Here is a 16,899-nt window from a genome sequence, read left to right on the forward strand (position 1 = left end):
AACAGCGTTATGAAAAAAGTTATATATCCGGCTTTGCTTTCCTTATTGATGCTCTTTGCCTGTGAAGAGGAACTTGATATCAATACAGATCCCAATACTCCGGCCCAAATTAGTAAAGGATTAGCCCTTTCTGCAGCACAGGGGTCTATAGCCACCGTAATAGGGGGTGATCTATTTAACTTGGGTGGCATGTTTGCCCAATACTACACCCAGTCTCCGGGAGCAGGCCAATATACCCAGATAGATGAGTACAACCTGGGTACCGATTATGCAAACAGGCTTTGGACAGAACTATACGCCGGGGCTTTAAATGACCTTGAGTTTGTAAAAGATGAATCCATGGAAGATGAAGATCCGGCAACTTTTTTAATTGCCACTGTTTTGCAGGCTTACACTTTCCAGTACCTGGTAGATGTTTTTGGGGATGTTCCTTATACTGAAGCCCTGGTTGGAAATGAAAATATTTCGCCCATGCCCACTCCCGGGGAGGAGACCTATGCAGATCTTATTGCCAGTATAAATGAAGCTATGACAGCTTATGAAGATAGTGGTGGAGATTCCGAAGTAGGGGCTCAGGACCTCATCTATAACGGAGAGATGGAAAATTGGGTGGAATTTGCCAATACTTTATTATTAAGATTCTATATAAGAATGGCATCCACGTCACAGGCTAATGCCTCTGCAGTAATGGAATTAATCAATAGGAACAATTTTTTATCTGAAAATGCTGCTTTTAGCGCATTTGGAGATGCTATAAATAAAAGAAATCCCTTTTATGAAGTTCAGATCGATTTCTTAGGGAATGTGAATACCATAGCGAGTAATTCATTACTGGAGTTTTATTTAAGGAATGACGATCCAAGGGTTAACGAGGTATATACCGTAAATGATGAGGGTATTTACGTAGGGCTGGACCAGGGGGAAGGTTTATCGCCTGAATTTAGTGCAGTGCAGGCCAGCGATTTTTCCCGCCCGGATATAGAACCTACCCACCCCGTCTTTTTCCTTACAATACCCGAAAGTGAATTTTTACAAGCGGAAGCTTTGTTAAGATATGCCGGCGGTGCCGGGGCAGAGGAGAAATATATCGCCGGCGTGGCGTCCTCGTTTCAACTTTATTCACAAATAGGTGATGATCAGGATCTTATTGGGGAAGTTGATCCAGAGGAATTTACAGGTGATGGACAGGCTTACGACTATAATGGTGGTGCAAGCTTTGAAGAAAACCTGGAACAGATCATAGTTCAGAAATGGGCGGCCTTAGCCAATATAAATAATATTGAGGCCTGGATTGAAACAAAAAGAACCGGATATCCTGTTCTTACTGACCCCGAAGACCCGTTATATGAAGAAGGCCGCCGAATTATTTCGCTCGCCTCCATTTTACCGGGAGACCAGATTCCGTTTAGTCTATTTTATCCGGAGTTAGAGGTTCAGAGGAATACCAATATTGACCAAAAGAACGACTTAACTGAGAAGGTGTGGTGGAACCAATAAAATTATTAAAACTGCTTACTATGAAACTATATACAAAATCTCTTGTAATGTCATTTCTGGCAATAGGTATTATGGGATGCGATTTGGAAGACCCTATCGAATCCACTGTTACTCAATATGCCGAATTTGAAGTGACCGGCGGGCCTTATTTATATGTCGATCTCGGAAGTAGTTTTGAAGATCCCGGTGTGATAGCTACTGCCGGGGAGAATGTTCTTGATGTTGAAATTTCAGGTACGGTAGATACAAGTACTCCCGGGGTCTATATACTGGAATATTCTGCAGTAAATGAAGATGGTTTTCCTGCAACGACCACTCGGTATGTGGCGGTAGGAGATCAAGAGGTAGCATTTGGAAGAGATCTTAGCGGCACGTATTTCACCGGCACCAGGACCAATACTGTGACCCAGATCCAGCCCGGCTATTACCTTAATTCTGATACGCTTCCTAACAATAGCATTTCAGTTTTTATGGTTGACCTTGGGAACGGAAATTTAATTATTCCTCCCCAGTCATCCAGATTTGGAACAGTTGCGGCAGACCCATCCCGATTTCCGGATTCGTTTGCAACCCTGGACTCCCCGACAAGTTTTACCATAGCTCAGTTTATATCCTGTTGTGGGATATTTACCCGAACCTTTAGTATGTAAACCCAAAATTCTAATGACATGAAATCAATAGAGAAATTCTTATTCGCCTCAGTCCTGTTTGTTTTTCTTGCTTCCTGTGAAGAAGATGGATATGCAGACTATGATGCAGGGGAAACAAATGTTCAGGAGCTTAGTGGGGAGTGGTGGGTTGCCGGTTTTGGTCCGGACGGCGCCCTGGTGTCTGATTATCATTTATGGTCGACTTATAATACGGCAACTAATAATAACGACACAATCTGGCTGGATGATCACGGTTCTGCCGTGGAACTTAAAACCCGGGTCCAGGCAAACGTGAGTAATTTGACCTTTGGAAATTCAGGAGAGACTACAGAAGTAATTACGGGGGGTACAGTTCTTGTCCAAAATGGTGCTGTATTTCCAGAGGGAGCAACTGCACCGGCGTCGGGAGCAGTCGTGGATAGTATTTACTTTGAGGCAGAGTTTGATTGGGATCCCGGAGTTATCTATACCTTTAAAGGCCATGGGCGAACAGGATTCCTCGAGGATGAAGATCCTCATTTTTAGAAATGATTAAATTTTCTTAGAGCTTGTTTTAAGAATTGCCTAATTTAATAAAGACAAAATTGCCTTTATGTTTTCTTAAAATGAGATCTGAAAAAAAATTAACCATACGGAGTAAGAAGTGGCTTTCTATTGCATGGTTGATCTATACGCTTACTTATTTGCTCCAGGTATTACTCCTGGGAAATTACGAGGACCCTGCAGAAGAAAAATTTGTCTGGGCAAATATTGCAATGGGTTTTTTAGTGACAATAAGCCTTATTTTTTTCTTTATAGTTCCTCTCCATAATAATCTAAAGAGGGTGGGGACCACAAAAAAAATAACTATTTTATTTTTAGGTGGTTTTGCTTTTAGCCTTCTTTACATCGCCCTTACTACTGCTTTAGTGGGTTTGATCCTCCAAAAACCGGAAATTGATTGGTATTTTAATCAATACGAAAATTATGTACGGTACAATTTCCATAATGTATTAAAGTCCTATATCTTTCTTTCGGTTTTACTTTTTGCCATTGACTATTTTCAAAGGGAAAATTTCCTGGCCAAGCGGGAAGGGGAAATGAAGAGTCATCTTATCAATGTGCAACTAGAAAATTTAAAAAACCAATTCCAGCCTCACTTTTTATTTAATTCCCTTAACAGTGTTGTCGCTGTTATAGACGAAAACAAGAAAAAAGCTCAGCTTATGCTTATAGAGCTAAGCGATTTGCTACGCATTTCTATTGAGAAAGCATATAACTCAAAACATAAGCTATCCTACGAAATAAAATTTATTGAAAAATATCTTTTTATTGAAAAAATTAGATTTGAAGATCAGTTATGTTTTAAATTTGATTTAGATCAAAAGGCATTGGGAATGGAAGTGCCATGTTTGATCCTTCAGCCATTGGTGGAGAATGCAATTAAACATGGTTTTAAAAGGAATAGGCGGTCTTTATCGATCCAGATCAGGGCCTGTTCCGTTGCGAGGGCAATATGTATTGAAAATAATGGTGCCCCACTGGGTACCTTTTATGTTGGACATGGACTTTCGGGAGTTAAGGACCGTTTGAGGATCATGTATGGAGATAAAGTTGTGTTCAGCATCTATCAGGAAGGAGAAAATGTGGTGAATGAAATTAGGTTCTTATGAAAATGTTGCAGGCTTTAGTGGTAGAGGATGAAGGGCTTTCCCGGCGACGATTGGAAAAAATGGTTCAAAAGCATAAGGAACTGAATCTAATTTCCGATTCGGCAAAGACGGGAGTGGAAGCACTACGAAAGATAAAAAACTACGATCCCGACTTGATTTTCATGGATATTGAGTTGAAGGATTTTAATGCTTTTGAGATTCTTACCAAATTGGGAGGCATTGAGGCTAAGATTGTCTTTGTCACAGCCTTTAGTGATTATGCTGTTAGGGCCTTTGATGTTGAAGCAGTGGATTACCTTTTAAAACCCTTTACTTATGAGCGCTTTCTAAAGGCTGTCGCAAAAGTTACCGCCAGAGAAAAAAGTATGGACCTGGACAAGATTAAAAATTTTCTCATGGATCCAAGGGCAGACTCTAAAGATACTATTGTCATTCCAGAGGGGAACACCTCCCACTTTTTGGATGGTAGTGCTGTGCAGTACATTTTTTCACAAGGCTATTATGCCAATTTCGTCCTTACCAGTCAGAAAAAACTGGTAAGAATCTCCCTTAAAGCCCTCGAAAACCTTCTTCCTTCAAATTTCCTTCGAATTAATAAGTCCATTATTGTTAACAGGTTTCATATAAAAGAACTGGTTAAGAATAAAAGCTCACTAAAGATCAAAATGAAGGATGGTAATGATTTTTATATCTCCGATATTTACCGTTCCAAAGTAGAGGCTTTCCTATAAAGCATTGCTTATCCCCCTTTCTAAAGAAATCCCCCGTACCCATAACTATTCCCGATTTAAAAATTTTTTTTAGAGATTTTTTTAAAACCATTGATTAAAGATCATCCTCTTGTTTATTATCACAAGTTTCAGGCTCGAACTTCGTAAAGGACCCAAACCCGTATAAATCAAACTTTTGATTATATTTGATTAAGGCTGCGGGAGTTTTATTTCTATTGTGGCCCGGAATCAATTTCAGGATTATGTCAAAATTTGGGGAATTAATTGACCTGCAAGTGCCAGTCCTGCTGGAATTCTATACCGACTGGCATGAAGCTTCCGCAGCCATGCATCCGGTTTTAAAGGACGTTGCTGCTGCATTAGGCGATAAGGCCAGGATCATCAAAATAGATGTAGATAAAAATTCTGAACTGGCAGAAGCCCTGCGTGTAAAAGGCCTGCCTACCCTCATGATCTACAAGGAAGGGGAGATGAAATGGCGGCAAAGCGGGGAACAGGATGCCAACACTTTGATTGGGCTAATTCAAGAGTATATTTAGTGCTTTGATGAACAAGGTAAGTACCCGAACAGTCAATTTTGCTGAAGATTTAATAATTACAATAACAAAAGGGGAGCGATAAAGCCAACCCTAACTTCATTTTTGTTATAATCGGATAAAGCGAGGTTTTCTACAGCATAATCTGAATAATCGTAATACCGCCCGATATATGCAAGGTAGAACCGGATATCAATATTCTTAAAGGGACTGTAATAAAGGGTAGGAATATATCCATAGCTGGTTCTCATGTGGTCATGACCACTGGTAACGTCTCCATAGGCGCTACTGGTCATTAGGGTCAACAAAGCCTGGAATTTTGGGCTAAAACTGTATTCTGCTCTCAACCAGTTTTCGAGATAAGTAACGTCTTCAGCAATCTGGTCATTATCCAGAATACCTGTCATAATCCCTTTTGTGTCCACCTGTTCATAGCTGTAGTGAAGGTCATACATTAAGGTGAGGTTTCGGTTTTGGTATTTATGGCCTAAAGTAAAAAAGGAGGTCCCTCTGTTTTTTACTTCATTGGAATAACTCATGCTGTAAATGGTTTGGAATTTTCCGCCAAAAAAGTTTCCCCGCCAGTTTCCAACCACGGCTACCGGCCATACCGGTTCCTGAATGTTTTCTGCAACAATATCACCGTAAAGGTCATCATAATGCATAGTGCGCGAATTTAGCACCTGCAAACCAAAAGTGTGATTATCAAAAGCCTCATAAGAAATTCCTGCCCCCGTCACATACGCGAGAGCGTTGTTGTAAATATCATTATACTCCAAAACATTTAAGGCACTAAACTCATATTCGTAACCTCCATAAAACGCACTCATTTTACCCAGGAAAACATTGAGGACGGGACTGGCTTTGACGTTGATGTATGCCAGTTCTATATTGCTGCCCAGTTGGTCCAGGGTTTGAACATTACTATCTTTATTAAAGCGGTTTCTAAAATGAAAATTCACCTTTTCGTGCAGTTTTCCCGAAATTCCTAGGGCTGTATGTCCATTTTGAAACTGAATCCCATCGTAGTCATTGTCACCGCCTCTAAAGGTATATGCCCTAAACTCCATACGCATATCAAAGGTGATATTTATATTTTTTAGGAGCTCTACCTTTTCTACAGGAATAATAGGTTCAGCAAGACTGTCGTTTTGCTGAGAAAATCCCATTAGAGGAATTATTAAAAGCCCACATACCAGGAATGATTTTATCATAAAGTAAAGGGATTTTCTAGTTTAAATTGCATTGGATTAATGGCTGAAAATGTTACTTATTGAGGTGTTTATTAAAAAAAGTGATTTTTAATGTGTGGTAACTATCTAAATTTACTAAAATTTTGACAATAATCTATCACGGTGTATGGTCCTGATTTCTAATCCTGAGTGAATGGTGGAATTATCCTAAACTTTTTGGCTATGAGTCCACCTGCTTTTTAGTTCGGTTGATCTTAAGTTGTAAGACTACCACCATAGTGGTTAAAGTAATAGCTGTTATAATAGTTAAGAATTTTAATTCCGGAAGTATATCCCACATATCTCCGCCGTAAAAAGCCACTTTTCGGAAGCCACTCAAATAATGGGTCACCGGAAGGGATTGGGAGAAAGCGTTGATAGACTCAGGAATTGCAAGGCTTGGCCATGTAAATCCACTCAAAACGAAAGCAGGGGTGGAGATCACCATTAAAAGTTCTGTAGCCTTCAGCTGATTCGGGATCAATATCGAGAACAACATCCCGATCCCCATAGATGCAAAGGTGAGAAGCGTGGTAAGTATTAACATAGGGAAATTGAAAATATCGGCTTCAACATTAAAGAAAACGAAGAACTGACTAACTATAAACCACATCACCGGCAGCATGAGCAGGAACGGAGTTGCCTTTAAACCTATATGGTAAACCGACCATTTTTTTCCTTTTACCAGCTCTTTAAAATATCCATCCTCAAAATCCCTTGCAAAAACCAGTGCCATGGCCAGGAAGATGACCTGTTGCATAATAGCGCCTAAAAGTCCGGGTAACATGAAACTCAGATAGTTTCCGGTGGAGTTATAAAGTTTATTAAAGTTGATCTTAAAGCTCTCATATGACTCCATTGCCTGGGATTGGGGCATTCCCTGTTTCTGCAAACCTTCAATTTCAATCCCGGCATTTACGGTCATCAACACCTGCTGAATATTCTTACTTGCGATGTTGGCATTAAGGATATTCGCCATGTTGAGGTCCACCCGCACTTCGGGGTGTCTCTTTTGAAGTATGTCGGCTTCGAACCCCGATGGCAGGGTAATAACGGCAGCATACTGTTCCCCTGGCATTTCTTCGGCAATGGTGCCCGGGGTGTACCTTAGATCCTTTAATAGCAGCGCTTCATTTATTTCAAACGCATCAATAATTTGATCTGATAAAGGACTTACGTCCTGATCAACAATAACAATGGGAAGATCTACAACTTTTGCCTGTTGATATACAAAGCCGAATAAGATCCCGTACAAAACGGGAGCTCCAAAAAAGATAGCAGAAAGCACATTATTGGAGAATATACGTTTGAATTCTATCTTGAGTAATTTCAAAAATTCTTTCATGCTGTTACTTTTTAAGAAGAATGGTTGCATTTGTATAGAAGGTGCGCCGGGAAATATCAGAAGTTGGAACCACCTTTAATTCATAAACAGATTCCGACAGGTCATACAGCGGGGCAGTAGTGGTGATATCGGCATACTGAGCAAGCTGCTTAATGGCCATGATCTTGCCTTTGACCTCTTCATTAGTATAAGGATTAACCATTATCAATTCATCCCCTTCTTTAAAATCGTAAATATTCGATTCATTAATTGTAAACCTGAAGTAAAGGCTGTTCTTCTTATATCCGTTAAATAGTGCATAACCGGGAGTAAGCAATTCTCCTTCTTCAAGGCTTATGGTCTCAATTGACATATCTGCAGGAGCCAACAGAAAGATCTCATTGGAGGCGGTAAGAACTTCTTCTTTAGCACCCTGTGCACGGTCTAACTGACCTTTTGCCTGGTCGATCTGCTCTGATCTTACACTGTTTTTTGCTTCCCGGCGCTTTGCTTCAATAGCCGAAACCTGGGCTTTGGCCATATTTAATTTCATTTTTACCTCGTCCAGTTGCTGGCGGGATACAAGAGAATCCTTGTACATATTATCCAGTCGGTTGTAAGATTCCTGTGCAAATTCCATCTGCGCTTTCGCTGCGTCCAGTTTACCGTCTATCTGGATCAATTGTTCTGTGGTAGCTCCATTATAAGCCATATTCAACTGACCTTGTGCCGCTGTCACAGCGCCTTCTGCCTGGAGCATTTTAGCATTGATCTCAGGAATATCCAGGTGAGCCAGGGTGTCTCCTTTTTTCACTTCCTGTCCTTCCTCCACATATAATTCCTTTACTCTTCCTGCCAGTTTACTGCTTACAGAAATAGTCTCAAATTTCACCTTCCCTCTAAAAGGGGTTATTTCCTCTTCATTATTGCATGAGCCCAAGGTGAGTAGCGTGATTAGCCCGAATCCAATTTTTTTTATTGATGTCATATTTTTAAAATGATAGTTTAGTAATTAAGTAGTCCTTTTGCGTGTAGCAGTGCCGTGGTAGCTCTTCGTTGTTCGAAGTAGGACTGCTGCAGTTGAAATTTTGCCTGTTCAAGATCTTTCAGGGCATCAAGTACCTCGTTTATGGAAGCAAGATCATTCTTGTACTGCTTATCAAGCATTTCATATGTGGCTTCGGCCAATTCTATTTCTTTCTTCGCGATCTGTGTATTTTGAAGGGAAGACTCATATGAAAGTTCTGCTTTTATGCTGCTCAGGGCGATCATTTCTTCAGCTTCTTCAATTTGTTCCCGGTATTTCCTGCTTTCAATTTTTGATTTGAGGCTTTTTAGCCTGGATTCGTTCCCGTCAAAAATATTCCAGCGCACTCCCACACCAACATACCATTGGGGATCTAAAAGAGAGAGGTCGTCTTCGAGGAATTCATAGTGTCCTTTGAGAGCTACCTTGGGAATAAAATTGCTTTTTTCCATTTTGGCTTTATAGTCGGTAGCTTTTTCCGCCTCTTCCAAAGCTTTGATTTCATTTCGTTTTTTGGTGTTCATTAGATTGTCCGGCATCACAGAGTTAAGTTCCGGCTGAAGGTTTTTTAACTGTTCTTTGTTTTCACCCGTTAGCTGATGTAAAACCTCAATCAACAAAGTTTTATTCTGGCTGAATTCAAGTTGTTTCCCTGCCAGTTGTTGCTGGGCGAGCTCTATCTTCTTTCTGCTGATTGGTGTGGCGAGGCCATTCTCAATGGCTTTTCTAACATAGTATTCCTGCTCTTCCAGGTAATCTGCAGAAGCGGAAAGTACCTGTTCTGAAGCATTTACCAGAGCAAGTTGATCATAGGTTTCTATGATCTTAAGGGCAATCCTGTTTCTTTCGGCCAGTCCGGCAAACTTCACAGAAGCTTCTTTATGTTTTCCGGCTTTAAGGGCATTAGTGGCTTCAAATCCGCTGAACAGCACCCAATCTACATCGACCGAAGATTTCAAAATATTCTTATCCTGCAGGTTTTCTGCTTGTTGTAGAGGAATATTTTCAGGAAAAGGGGAATTGAAAGGAATGCCCGCAGCTTCTTTGATAAGAAGCTTTTGAGTGGACATTAAAAGGTTTTGGGTCTCATCGTCAAAAGTAATGTCGTCGTTTAACCTTGTGTAGCTCCCGTTGAGGGTAACTTTGGGAAGAAATACCGCTTTAGCCAGTTTTTGATCCACCCGGGCCTTTTCGGCATCCAAATCATAGACATTAACGGTGTGACTTTTTTCAAGTCCTTTTTTGATAAGGACCTTAAGTGCGGGATCTAATTCCTGTGCCATCGAACTTGTCGGTAACAGATTAATTACCAGGCAAAAAAGGCTTATTCTTAAGAGGTTTATTTTCATTGCAACTGTTTTTATTAAAGCAGTGCAAATTTCCTCACTAAGCGGGCTGTATCCTTTGACTTATGTCAAAAAGTAAAAATCAGGATTTTTTGGGAGTGTCATGGCGTCGAATCCGACTCAGTGTTTCCTGAGTCATCCCCAGGTAAGAAGCGATATGACCTAAAGAAACTCTGTTGGAGATATTTGGAAATTCAGTAAGCATGTATTCATATCGCTCTTTGGCAGTCTGGAACTGGAGGGCATTTAATTTATTGACCACCCGTGTGAGCATCTCGGTAGAAAGCAACCGTCCAAATTTTTCCATATCGTGGTATTTGGCAAAAAGGGCATCTAATTTTTCACGGGTAATGCTGTAAATGGTGGAGTCCTCAAGCATTTCGAGGTAATACAGACTTGGGACCTGCTGAAAAAAGCTTTCGATACTGGACATGAATTTACCTTCAATAAAGAACCACTGTGTGATCTCCTTCCCGTCTTCCTTAAGGTAATAACTCCTGCCAACACCTTCTTCTATAAAGTACAATTTATTGCAAACCTGTCCCTGATTTACCAGTGTCTTATTTTTCTGAACAATTTCTTTTTCAAAATGTGAAATAATATCCTCTAATTCTTCCGGAGGAAAAGAAACAAATTGCTTAAGAAAATCAGAAAGATTCATATTTTTGCCCGGTCTTTTAAGAATTTTTACAAAGGTATTTATTTGAAAAGAAAGTAAAGGATCTTAAGACTGCCTTAATCTAAATTTATGTTGATCAAGTTGGGTAGTTGACCTATCACCTGTAGAAAAAATCCCCAATACTTCGGGGATTCTATATAATATTCCATGGTTTTTAGTGTGCTGGTAATTGGTATGCGAATTGCTATCACCTCATGGGATCATCAAAATTCCATTAGCGTTTAAAATTAGAAAAGAAAGAATGAATAAAGATAATATTAATCCAGCTCCCCTGGAATCAATTGCAGCCGAAGAAAATAAGTTTACAGAAAATTTCGTAGAACAAGAACCAAAACCAAAACCAAGGCATATTAAAGGAATAATTGTGAGGGCAAGCAGCCTGGTGCTGCTTATGAGCGCCGCTTATTTGGTATATGCCTTACAAAGTGATTTTACCAGCTTTAATTTAAAGGGTATGGATTCCCAATGGGGCATGGTACTTTTTATAATTGCGGGTGGGCTTTTCCTGTTTAGGGCAGGATTCTTCTTATATAACCTATACCTGTATTTTCGTTACAAACCGGTTGATGCAGTTGCCAATGATGATCTGCCTACCTGCACGGTCATCGTGCCCGCTTATAATGAAGGAAAGCAGGTATGGGCCACTTTAATGAGTTTGGCAAAAAGTGATTATCCTGCAGATAAACTGCAATTACTGGCCATTGATGATGGTAGTAAAGATGATACCTGGAGCTGGATGCAAAAAGCGAAAGAAGTACTTGGAGATCGTTTGAGTATATACCAGCAACCCGTTAATCAGGGGAAACGTCATGCCCTCTACCGCGGCTTTAACTTAGGGACCGGAGAGATCTTTATTACCGTTGACAGTGATTCTGAGGTTACCGGTGACACGCTGCGCAACCTTGTAAGCCCTTTTGTGGTGAACGAAAAATGTGGTGCGGTTGCAGGGAACATTCGGGTTCTTAATAACGGGCAGAAAGCTTTGTTGCCAAAAATGCTCGATGTAAGTTTTGTGCTGAGTTTTGAATTTGTACGTTCTGCCGAAAGTAGTCTAGAGTCTGTGTTGTGTACTCCCGGTGCATTGGCTGCATATAGAAGGGAAGCTGTGTTTGGATGCCTTGATGAGTGGATCAATCAAACCTTTATGGGGCAGGCTTCAGATATCGGGGAAGACCGGGCAATGACCAATATGATCCTTAAGCAGGGATATCATGTCCTCTTCCAGAGAAATGCCTTCGCCTATACTAATGTACCCGAAAAATATTCCGGACTTTACAAGATGTTCATAAGATGGGGAAGGAGCAACGTACGGGAGAATATTGCCATGGCAAAATATGTGTTCACCGATTTCCGGGAAGGTTCTAAAACAGGATCTCGTATCCTGTTTATCAATCAGGTACTAAAGCTGGTGATGACCTATCCTTCTATTCTTTTGATGCTTTTCTTTCTTTCAATGGAACCGGTGCTGTTCATAAGCTCAACCCTTTTAAGCATATTGATCTGGTCCAGTTTCCCGGTGCTGTTCTATGCGAAGAAATACAAGTTATCTGAGTCCTTCTGGGCATATTCATACAGTATCCTGTACACTTTTGGATTATTCTGGATCACTCCCTATGCAATTGCAACGGCAAGTAAAAGGGGATGGCTCACCCGGGGTTAAAATCCTGAAAGCTTCTAAAAAATAAAAAAGGAACTCCCTGGGGGTTCCTTTTTTTTGGAAGCGGTTTAATACGCCGGAAAGATTTTTTGACGACAAAGGGGGGCAGAATATCTTTCCAGCGTATTGAATCCATTCTTTGTACTTAGTTTGCTGCCGCTTTGTTCCTGTTATTGACCGGGCAGGTGTTAAAGCCAAAGATTCGGTAAAGGGGACAAAAGCTAATAAAGCTTGTTAATACAAAGACTCCGGCGAGGACAAGAAGAATAATTCCCAGGGTACCTGTTATTATTTCTGTAAAGAAAAGTATCGCAATTGCTGCAGCGATTATCAATCTGATAATTCTATCTGCTGTTCCCATGTTCTTTTTCATGACTATAAGATTTAATGTTAGTATTAATTTAAACCAGGTCTCAGCCTGCAATGAACTTATTTGAGAAAGAAAAGTTTCACTTCACTCTTCTGGTTCCAAAATTTGTTCTTTCAAAACTAGTCATGAATATTCTTCCCTGCAGTGACTTTAGTCACCACTATAATAATTCTATGCTATTGGAATGCTGTTTAATTTTTCCTTCATTTTCAAGTTTCTTCATAACCCTGCTTATTACTTCCCTGGCGGTTCCCATGTCCCCCGCGATCTTGCGGTGAGATATCTTTAAGGGATTGCTGTTGGTTAGAATTATTTTCTCCTTAAGGTAATCGTACAGGCGTTTATCCATTTTTTCAAAGAGGACGTCGTGTATGGTGCCGAGAAGTTCCATGTATCTAAGGTTATACTGTTGAAAGAAAAGGGAATTAATATCCGGGTATTCTTTGGTCCATTGCCGAACCCGATCCACCGGCAGCAGGAGTACGCTGGTGTCTTCTTCTGTAACTGCAAATACCTTGCTGGGTTCTCTCCTTAATCCGGCAGAGAAAGACATGATGCAGCTTTCATTAGGCCGAATGTAGTACAACAGTAGCTCCCTGTCTTCATGTCTCGTAAATACTTTTATTAGTCCCTGCAGTACAACGGGGATCACAGTAATATACTGTCCTTCTCTGAGGATTACTGTATTCTCCGGTAGCTCCTTATTTGTTGAAGCATCGTTTACCTCCCTGGTAAGTCCAGGGTTTAGTGGAAAAAGTTCTTTCAATGGTTCCATCTCTAATTTTTTTTCTACTGCTGCTATGATTATGAAAATAGGAGCCCAACAGCAATAAAGAGGGCCATTAAAAATGGCCCTCTTTATTTTAATTTTTAGTCTTAACAGGATATGGAGGCCGCTTTACCTCTTTTGGTGGGTTTTCCTTAAGTTGTTGCATCACCACCTCAATCGCTTTTTGAAGCTGAGGGTCATTGCCGGCTATTACTTCCTTTGGTGTTTGTTCCACCTCAATGTCGGGTGCAACACCTTCATTTTCTACCCTGTAACCATCTTCAGTATAAAATGCAACATTTGGTGCAGTTACGATCCCACCGTCTATAAATTCGGGATATCCCAACACCCCTACAAGTCCACCCCAGGTGCGCTTTCCTATAATGGTGCCCATATCGAATTTTCTAAACATCCAGGGTAAATAATCCCCGCCCGAACCGGCCGTTTCATTGATGAGCATAACTTTTGGTCCCTGTATGGAAGCACTTGGAGATTTTAGGTCCTCACCGTATCTAAAGCTCCAGTTCGCCTGATGAGGTCTTTTTAGAAGATCAATATAATAATCTGCCAACTGTCCGCCCCCGTTAAATCTTTCGTCTATGATCAAAGCCTTTTTATTGGCTTGAGGAAAGAAATAACGTTTGAAGTATTCATGACCCTGGTCAGCAGTATTGGGTACATACACATAGGCCACCTGGCCGTTAGTCGCCTTGTCCACTTTCTTAATATTACCTTCTATCCAATCCCGGTTCCTAAGTGCCCATTCTGTTTCTATGGGAGTTACTTTCTCTGTTCTGGCGTTATTAAGAGAAGGGGAAGAGCTTACCGTAAGGTTTACCAGTTTTCCCGCTGTATTTTCAAAAAATCGGAAAAGATTGTCATTTGATGTTACTTCTTCACCATTTACCTTGAGGATGTAGTCACCTTCTTTAATGTTAACGCCGGGTTCGGTAAGTGGCGATCGCATATCGGGATTCCAGTTTAGACCCCCGTAGATCTTTTTTATGCGGTACCTGCCGTTTGCCACTTCATAGTCAGCGCCCAGTAGTCCGCCCTTAATGTCGTCGGGTTCTTCAAATTTATCTCCCCTGCTGGAGAACCTGTGATGTCCTACTCCAAGTTCGCTGAACATCCACTCCATGACCTGGTACAGGTCATCCCGTGTAGTGAGGTGCGGCAGGAACTGGCTGTATTTTTCTTTCATTTGATCCCAATCCACGCCGTGCATACCCGGATCATAAAAGTAGTCCCTGTTCACTCTCCAGGCTTCATTAAATATATTCTGCCATTCTGCCTTAGGATTTATCTTGACCTGCACACTTCCCAGGTCCAGGCCGGGCTTCGCGGGTTTTTTACCCAAATCGGCAATACCGAATTTATCGTTTACCCGGTAAAGTATTTTTTCTCCTTTTGCTGCGACCTCATAATTTGAAGCGGGCATAATTAGGGTATCTTTCTTTTCTTTTAGGTCGTACTTCCTAAGACTCCCCGGGCCTTGCTCGTGATATGGAAATTTTAAATAATATAACTGTCCTTCGGCAGGAGCTTCAAGATTGTCGTAAGCTCCCGATGGAATTGGAATATCCACCATGCGAAATTCCAGGTTCTCAAAGTCTATTTTTAAAGGAGCTATAGCAGCCTTTTTATCTTCCTCTTTGTTCTTTTTCTTCTTTTCCTCTTCTTTTTCCTGTTTCTCAATAACTTCGACATCATTCTCTTTAAAAAATGGAGAAACAACATCTTTTTGCAGCGTTACGAGGTACATGGAGCTGCTCATTTCCATATCCTGGTTTGACTGGTCAAACCAGTTCACTACCGGCCCTGCATCTGTAGAAGCAAGCATGTAAAGGTATTTCCCGCTGGGATCGAATTCGGGACTGGTAACATTGGAATAGCCATCGGAAATTGGCCAGGATTTATTTTCAGACAAAGAGTAAACAAAAGCCTGTTCAAAATTAGTATTGGTAATAATAGTATAGGTGATCCAGTTTGAATCGTGAGACCAATCCCCGAATAATTCTCTGAAGACTCCGGGGGTATATAAAACATCTGAAGCAATTTTTTCTATCCTGTCCTTTTCCCGGTTATATACGTACAGGCTTCGGCTGTTATCTACGAATGCAATTTTCTTACTGTCCGGAGACCAGTGTGGATTTGCGTAAAAGCCTGCGCCATTCAGCTCTACCTTTTTGGTAACTACATTTTCGCTTTGGTCATAAAAATGCAATGCGTACTCCCCACTTTCGTCTGAAAAATAGGCGATTGTCTTTCCGTCGGGGGACCATACCGGAGTTTTTTCATGGACTCCGGCAGTACTGGTGATGTTCATTGGATCACCTTTTTCCGCAGGTACAGTAATAATATCCCCTCTGTAGTCCATGACCACTCTGGCAGCCGACGGAGACACCGAAACACTTCGAACATATTGATCCCCGCTAACAAAGCGTGGTCTTAACTCAAGCAGATCTGTGGCTATACCTACTGTAATTTTATTTGTTTCACCACTGTTGGGATCAAGCCGGTGGATGTAACCTGCCTGTTCAAAAATGATCCCGTCCCGGCTTGCTGCAAGGTCTATAACAGGAAAATCCTTGAAGTTGGTATGTCTGGACACGGCTTTTGAGGCTGGATCATAGCTGTAGATGTTGAATTCCCCGTCACGATCACTTCTAAAGTAGAGCTTTCCATTAAGCCATTGCGGCTTAGTATCGTTACTACCTCCTGCAGGTTTGGGAACCTCGGCCACCTCATAGGTTTCAGGATCATAGATCCAGATCCTGGTGGTAGTTCCGCCGCGGTAGTGTTTCCATTGTTCAAAACGGTCTCCAAGGGGGGTGTAGGCTATTTTACTTCCGTCCTCATTATAATCTGCCCAGTTAGCGTGAGGGATCTTTAGCGGTTCTACATTTCCCGTCTCAATATTTACATTGAAAAGGCTGCTGTAGCGGTTGGTAAAAACGTCACGTTGGGAGGTGAAGAGCACCATATTACCGTCTGGAGTAAAATCCCTGACAATGTCCGGATAGGGGTGCCAGGTTAATCTTTTAGGTACTCCACCTTCAGCAGGCACCACATATACATCAAGATTTCCATCGTATTCTGCGCTAAAGGCAATGGTTTTCCCATCGGGGGAAAATACAGGATTTCGCTCCACTCCTTCATCTACAGTTAGTCGGCGGGGATTGGAACCATTTTTGTCTGCCACCCAGAGATCTTCAGCATAAATAAAGGCTATTTGAGAATCACTCATTGCCGGTTGGGAGAGCAGGCGGGTGTCATTAATGTTTATCTGGGCGTAAGTAAGACCAGATAGAAGAAGTAAAATACAAAACGGAAGGTTTAAAAGTTTTTTCATAAATGCCAAAAGGTGTTTTATATGAACAAATTCATTCCTGAAGATAAAACTTCTTCAGGAATGAATGTTGGAGC

At 41.1% G+C, this 16,899-nt stretch carries 15 protein-coding genes; 7 read left to right on the plus strand and 8 right to left on the minus strand.

Going from position 1 to position 16,899, the window contains the following annotated elements:
• The first annotated feature begins 9 nt into the window (after window positions 1–9).
• The 6 genes from OU683_RS01070 to OU683_RS01095 all read left to right on the plus strand — a co-directional run bounded on the left by OU683_RS01070 (window position 10) and on the right by OU683_RS01095 (window position 5,069).
• A complete protein-coding gene (locus OU683_RS01070) occupies window positions 10–1,497 on the plus strand; it encodes a SusD/RagB family nutrient-binding outer membrane lipoprotein (protein ID WP_268134284.1) in 1,488 nt (495 codons plus the stop codon).
• 20 nt (window positions 1,498–1,517) lie between these two features.
• Window positions 1,518–2,147: an immunoglobulin-like domain-containing protein gene (locus tag OU683_RS01075; RefSeq protein ID WP_268134286.1), complete on the plus strand. Its 630-nt coding sequence runs from the start codon at window positions 1,518–1,520 to the stop codon at window positions 2,145–2,147.
• A gap of 18 nt (window positions 2,148–2,165) precedes the next feature.
• Entirely contained in the window at window positions 2,166–2,672 is a 507-nt protein-coding gene (locus OU683_RS01080; protein ID WP_268134288.1) for a lipid-binding protein, read from the plus strand.
• A gap of 80 nt (window positions 2,673–2,752) precedes the next feature.
• A complete protein-coding gene (locus tag OU683_RS01085) occupies window positions 2,753–3,799 on the plus strand; it encodes a sensor histidine kinase (RefSeq protein ID WP_268134290.1) in 1,047 nt (348 codons plus the stop codon).
• Entirely contained in the window at window positions 3,796–4,530 is a 735-nt protein-coding gene (locus OU683_RS01090; protein WP_268134292.1) for a LytR/AlgR family response regulator transcription factor, read from the plus strand. Before OU683_RS01085 ends, OU683_RS01090 begins: the two co-directional genes overlap by 4 nt.
• Window positions 4,531–4,772: 242 nt before the next feature.
• Window positions 4,773–5,069 carry a thioredoxin family protein gene (locus tag OU683_RS01095; protein ID WP_228914156.1) on the plus strand — a complete coding sequence of 99 codons (297 nt, stop codon included), beginning with the start codon at window positions 4,773–4,775 and terminating at the stop codon, window positions 5,067–5,069.
• Between the two features lie 56 nt (window positions 5,070–5,125).
• Here OU683_RS01095 and OU683_RS01100 read toward each other — a convergent pair whose 3' ends face one another.
• From OU683_RS01100 to OU683_RS01120, 5 genes are all read right to left on the minus strand, one after another.
• On the minus strand, window positions 5,126–6,280 hold the full coding sequence (locus OU683_RS01100; RefSeq protein ID WP_268134295.1) for a porin: 1,155 nt from the start codon (window positions 6,278–6,280) through the stop codon (window positions 5,126–5,128).
• 199 nt (window positions 6,281–6,479) lie between these two features.
• Entirely contained in the window at window positions 6,480–7,643 is a 1,164-nt protein-coding gene (locus OU683_RS01105) for an ABC transporter permease (RefSeq protein WP_268134297.1), read from the minus strand.
• Between the two features lie 4 nt (window positions 7,644–7,647).
• Window positions 7,648–8,610, minus strand: coding sequence for an HlyD family secretion protein (locus OU683_RS01110; RefSeq protein WP_268134299.1), 963 nt, complete (start codon window positions 8,608–8,610; stop codon window positions 7,648–7,650).
• Between the two features lie 17 nt (window positions 8,611–8,627).
• Window positions 8,628–9,998, minus strand: a complete 1,371-nt coding sequence (locus OU683_RS01115) for a TolC family protein (RefSeq protein WP_268134301.1) — start codon at window positions 9,996–9,998, stop codon at window positions 8,628–8,630.
• 79 nt (window positions 9,999–10,077) lie between these two features.
• The gene (locus tag OU683_RS01120) at window positions 10,078–10,656 is read right to left on the minus strand and encodes a Crp/Fnr family transcriptional regulator (protein WP_268134303.1); all 579 of its coding nucleotides are present in this window, start codon (window positions 10,654–10,656) and stop codon (window positions 10,078–10,080) included.
• Window positions 10,657–10,915: 259 nt separating this feature from the next.
• Between OU683_RS01120 and OU683_RS01125 the strand changes: the two genes are divergently transcribed.
• Window positions 10,916–12,334, plus strand: coding sequence for a glycosyltransferase family 2 protein (locus tag OU683_RS01125; RefSeq protein ID WP_268134305.1), 1,419 nt, complete (start codon window positions 10,916–10,918; stop codon window positions 12,332–12,334).
• A gap of 142 nt (window positions 12,335–12,476) precedes the next feature.
• Here OU683_RS01125 and OU683_RS01130 read toward each other — a convergent pair whose 3' ends face one another.
• From OU683_RS01130 to OU683_RS01140, 3 genes are all read right to left on the minus strand, one after another.
• A complete protein-coding gene (locus OU683_RS01130) occupies window positions 12,477–12,704 on the minus strand; it encodes a YgaP family membrane protein (protein WP_268134307.1) in 228 nt (75 codons plus the stop codon).
• A gap of 157 nt (window positions 12,705–12,861) precedes the next feature.
• A complete protein-coding gene (locus OU683_RS01135; RefSeq protein ID WP_268134309.1) occupies window positions 12,862–13,476 on the minus strand; it encodes a Crp/Fnr family transcriptional regulator in 615 nt (204 codons plus the stop codon).
• An 88-nt stretch (window positions 13,477–13,564) separates the two neighbouring features.
• Window positions 13,565–16,825 carry a S41 family peptidase gene (locus OU683_RS01140; RefSeq protein WP_268134311.1) on the minus strand — a complete coding sequence of 1,087 codons (3,261 nt, stop codon included), beginning with the start codon at window positions 16,823–16,825 and terminating at the stop codon, window positions 13,565–13,567.
• Window positions 16,826–16,899: the final 74 nt, after the last annotated feature.

Origin of the sequence: Salinimicrobium sp. TH3 (assembly GCF_026676115.1) — a bacterium.
In the GTDB taxonomy this organism is placed as follows: domain Bacteria; phylum Bacteroidota; class Bacteroidia; order Flavobacteriales; family Flavobacteriaceae; genus Salinimicrobium.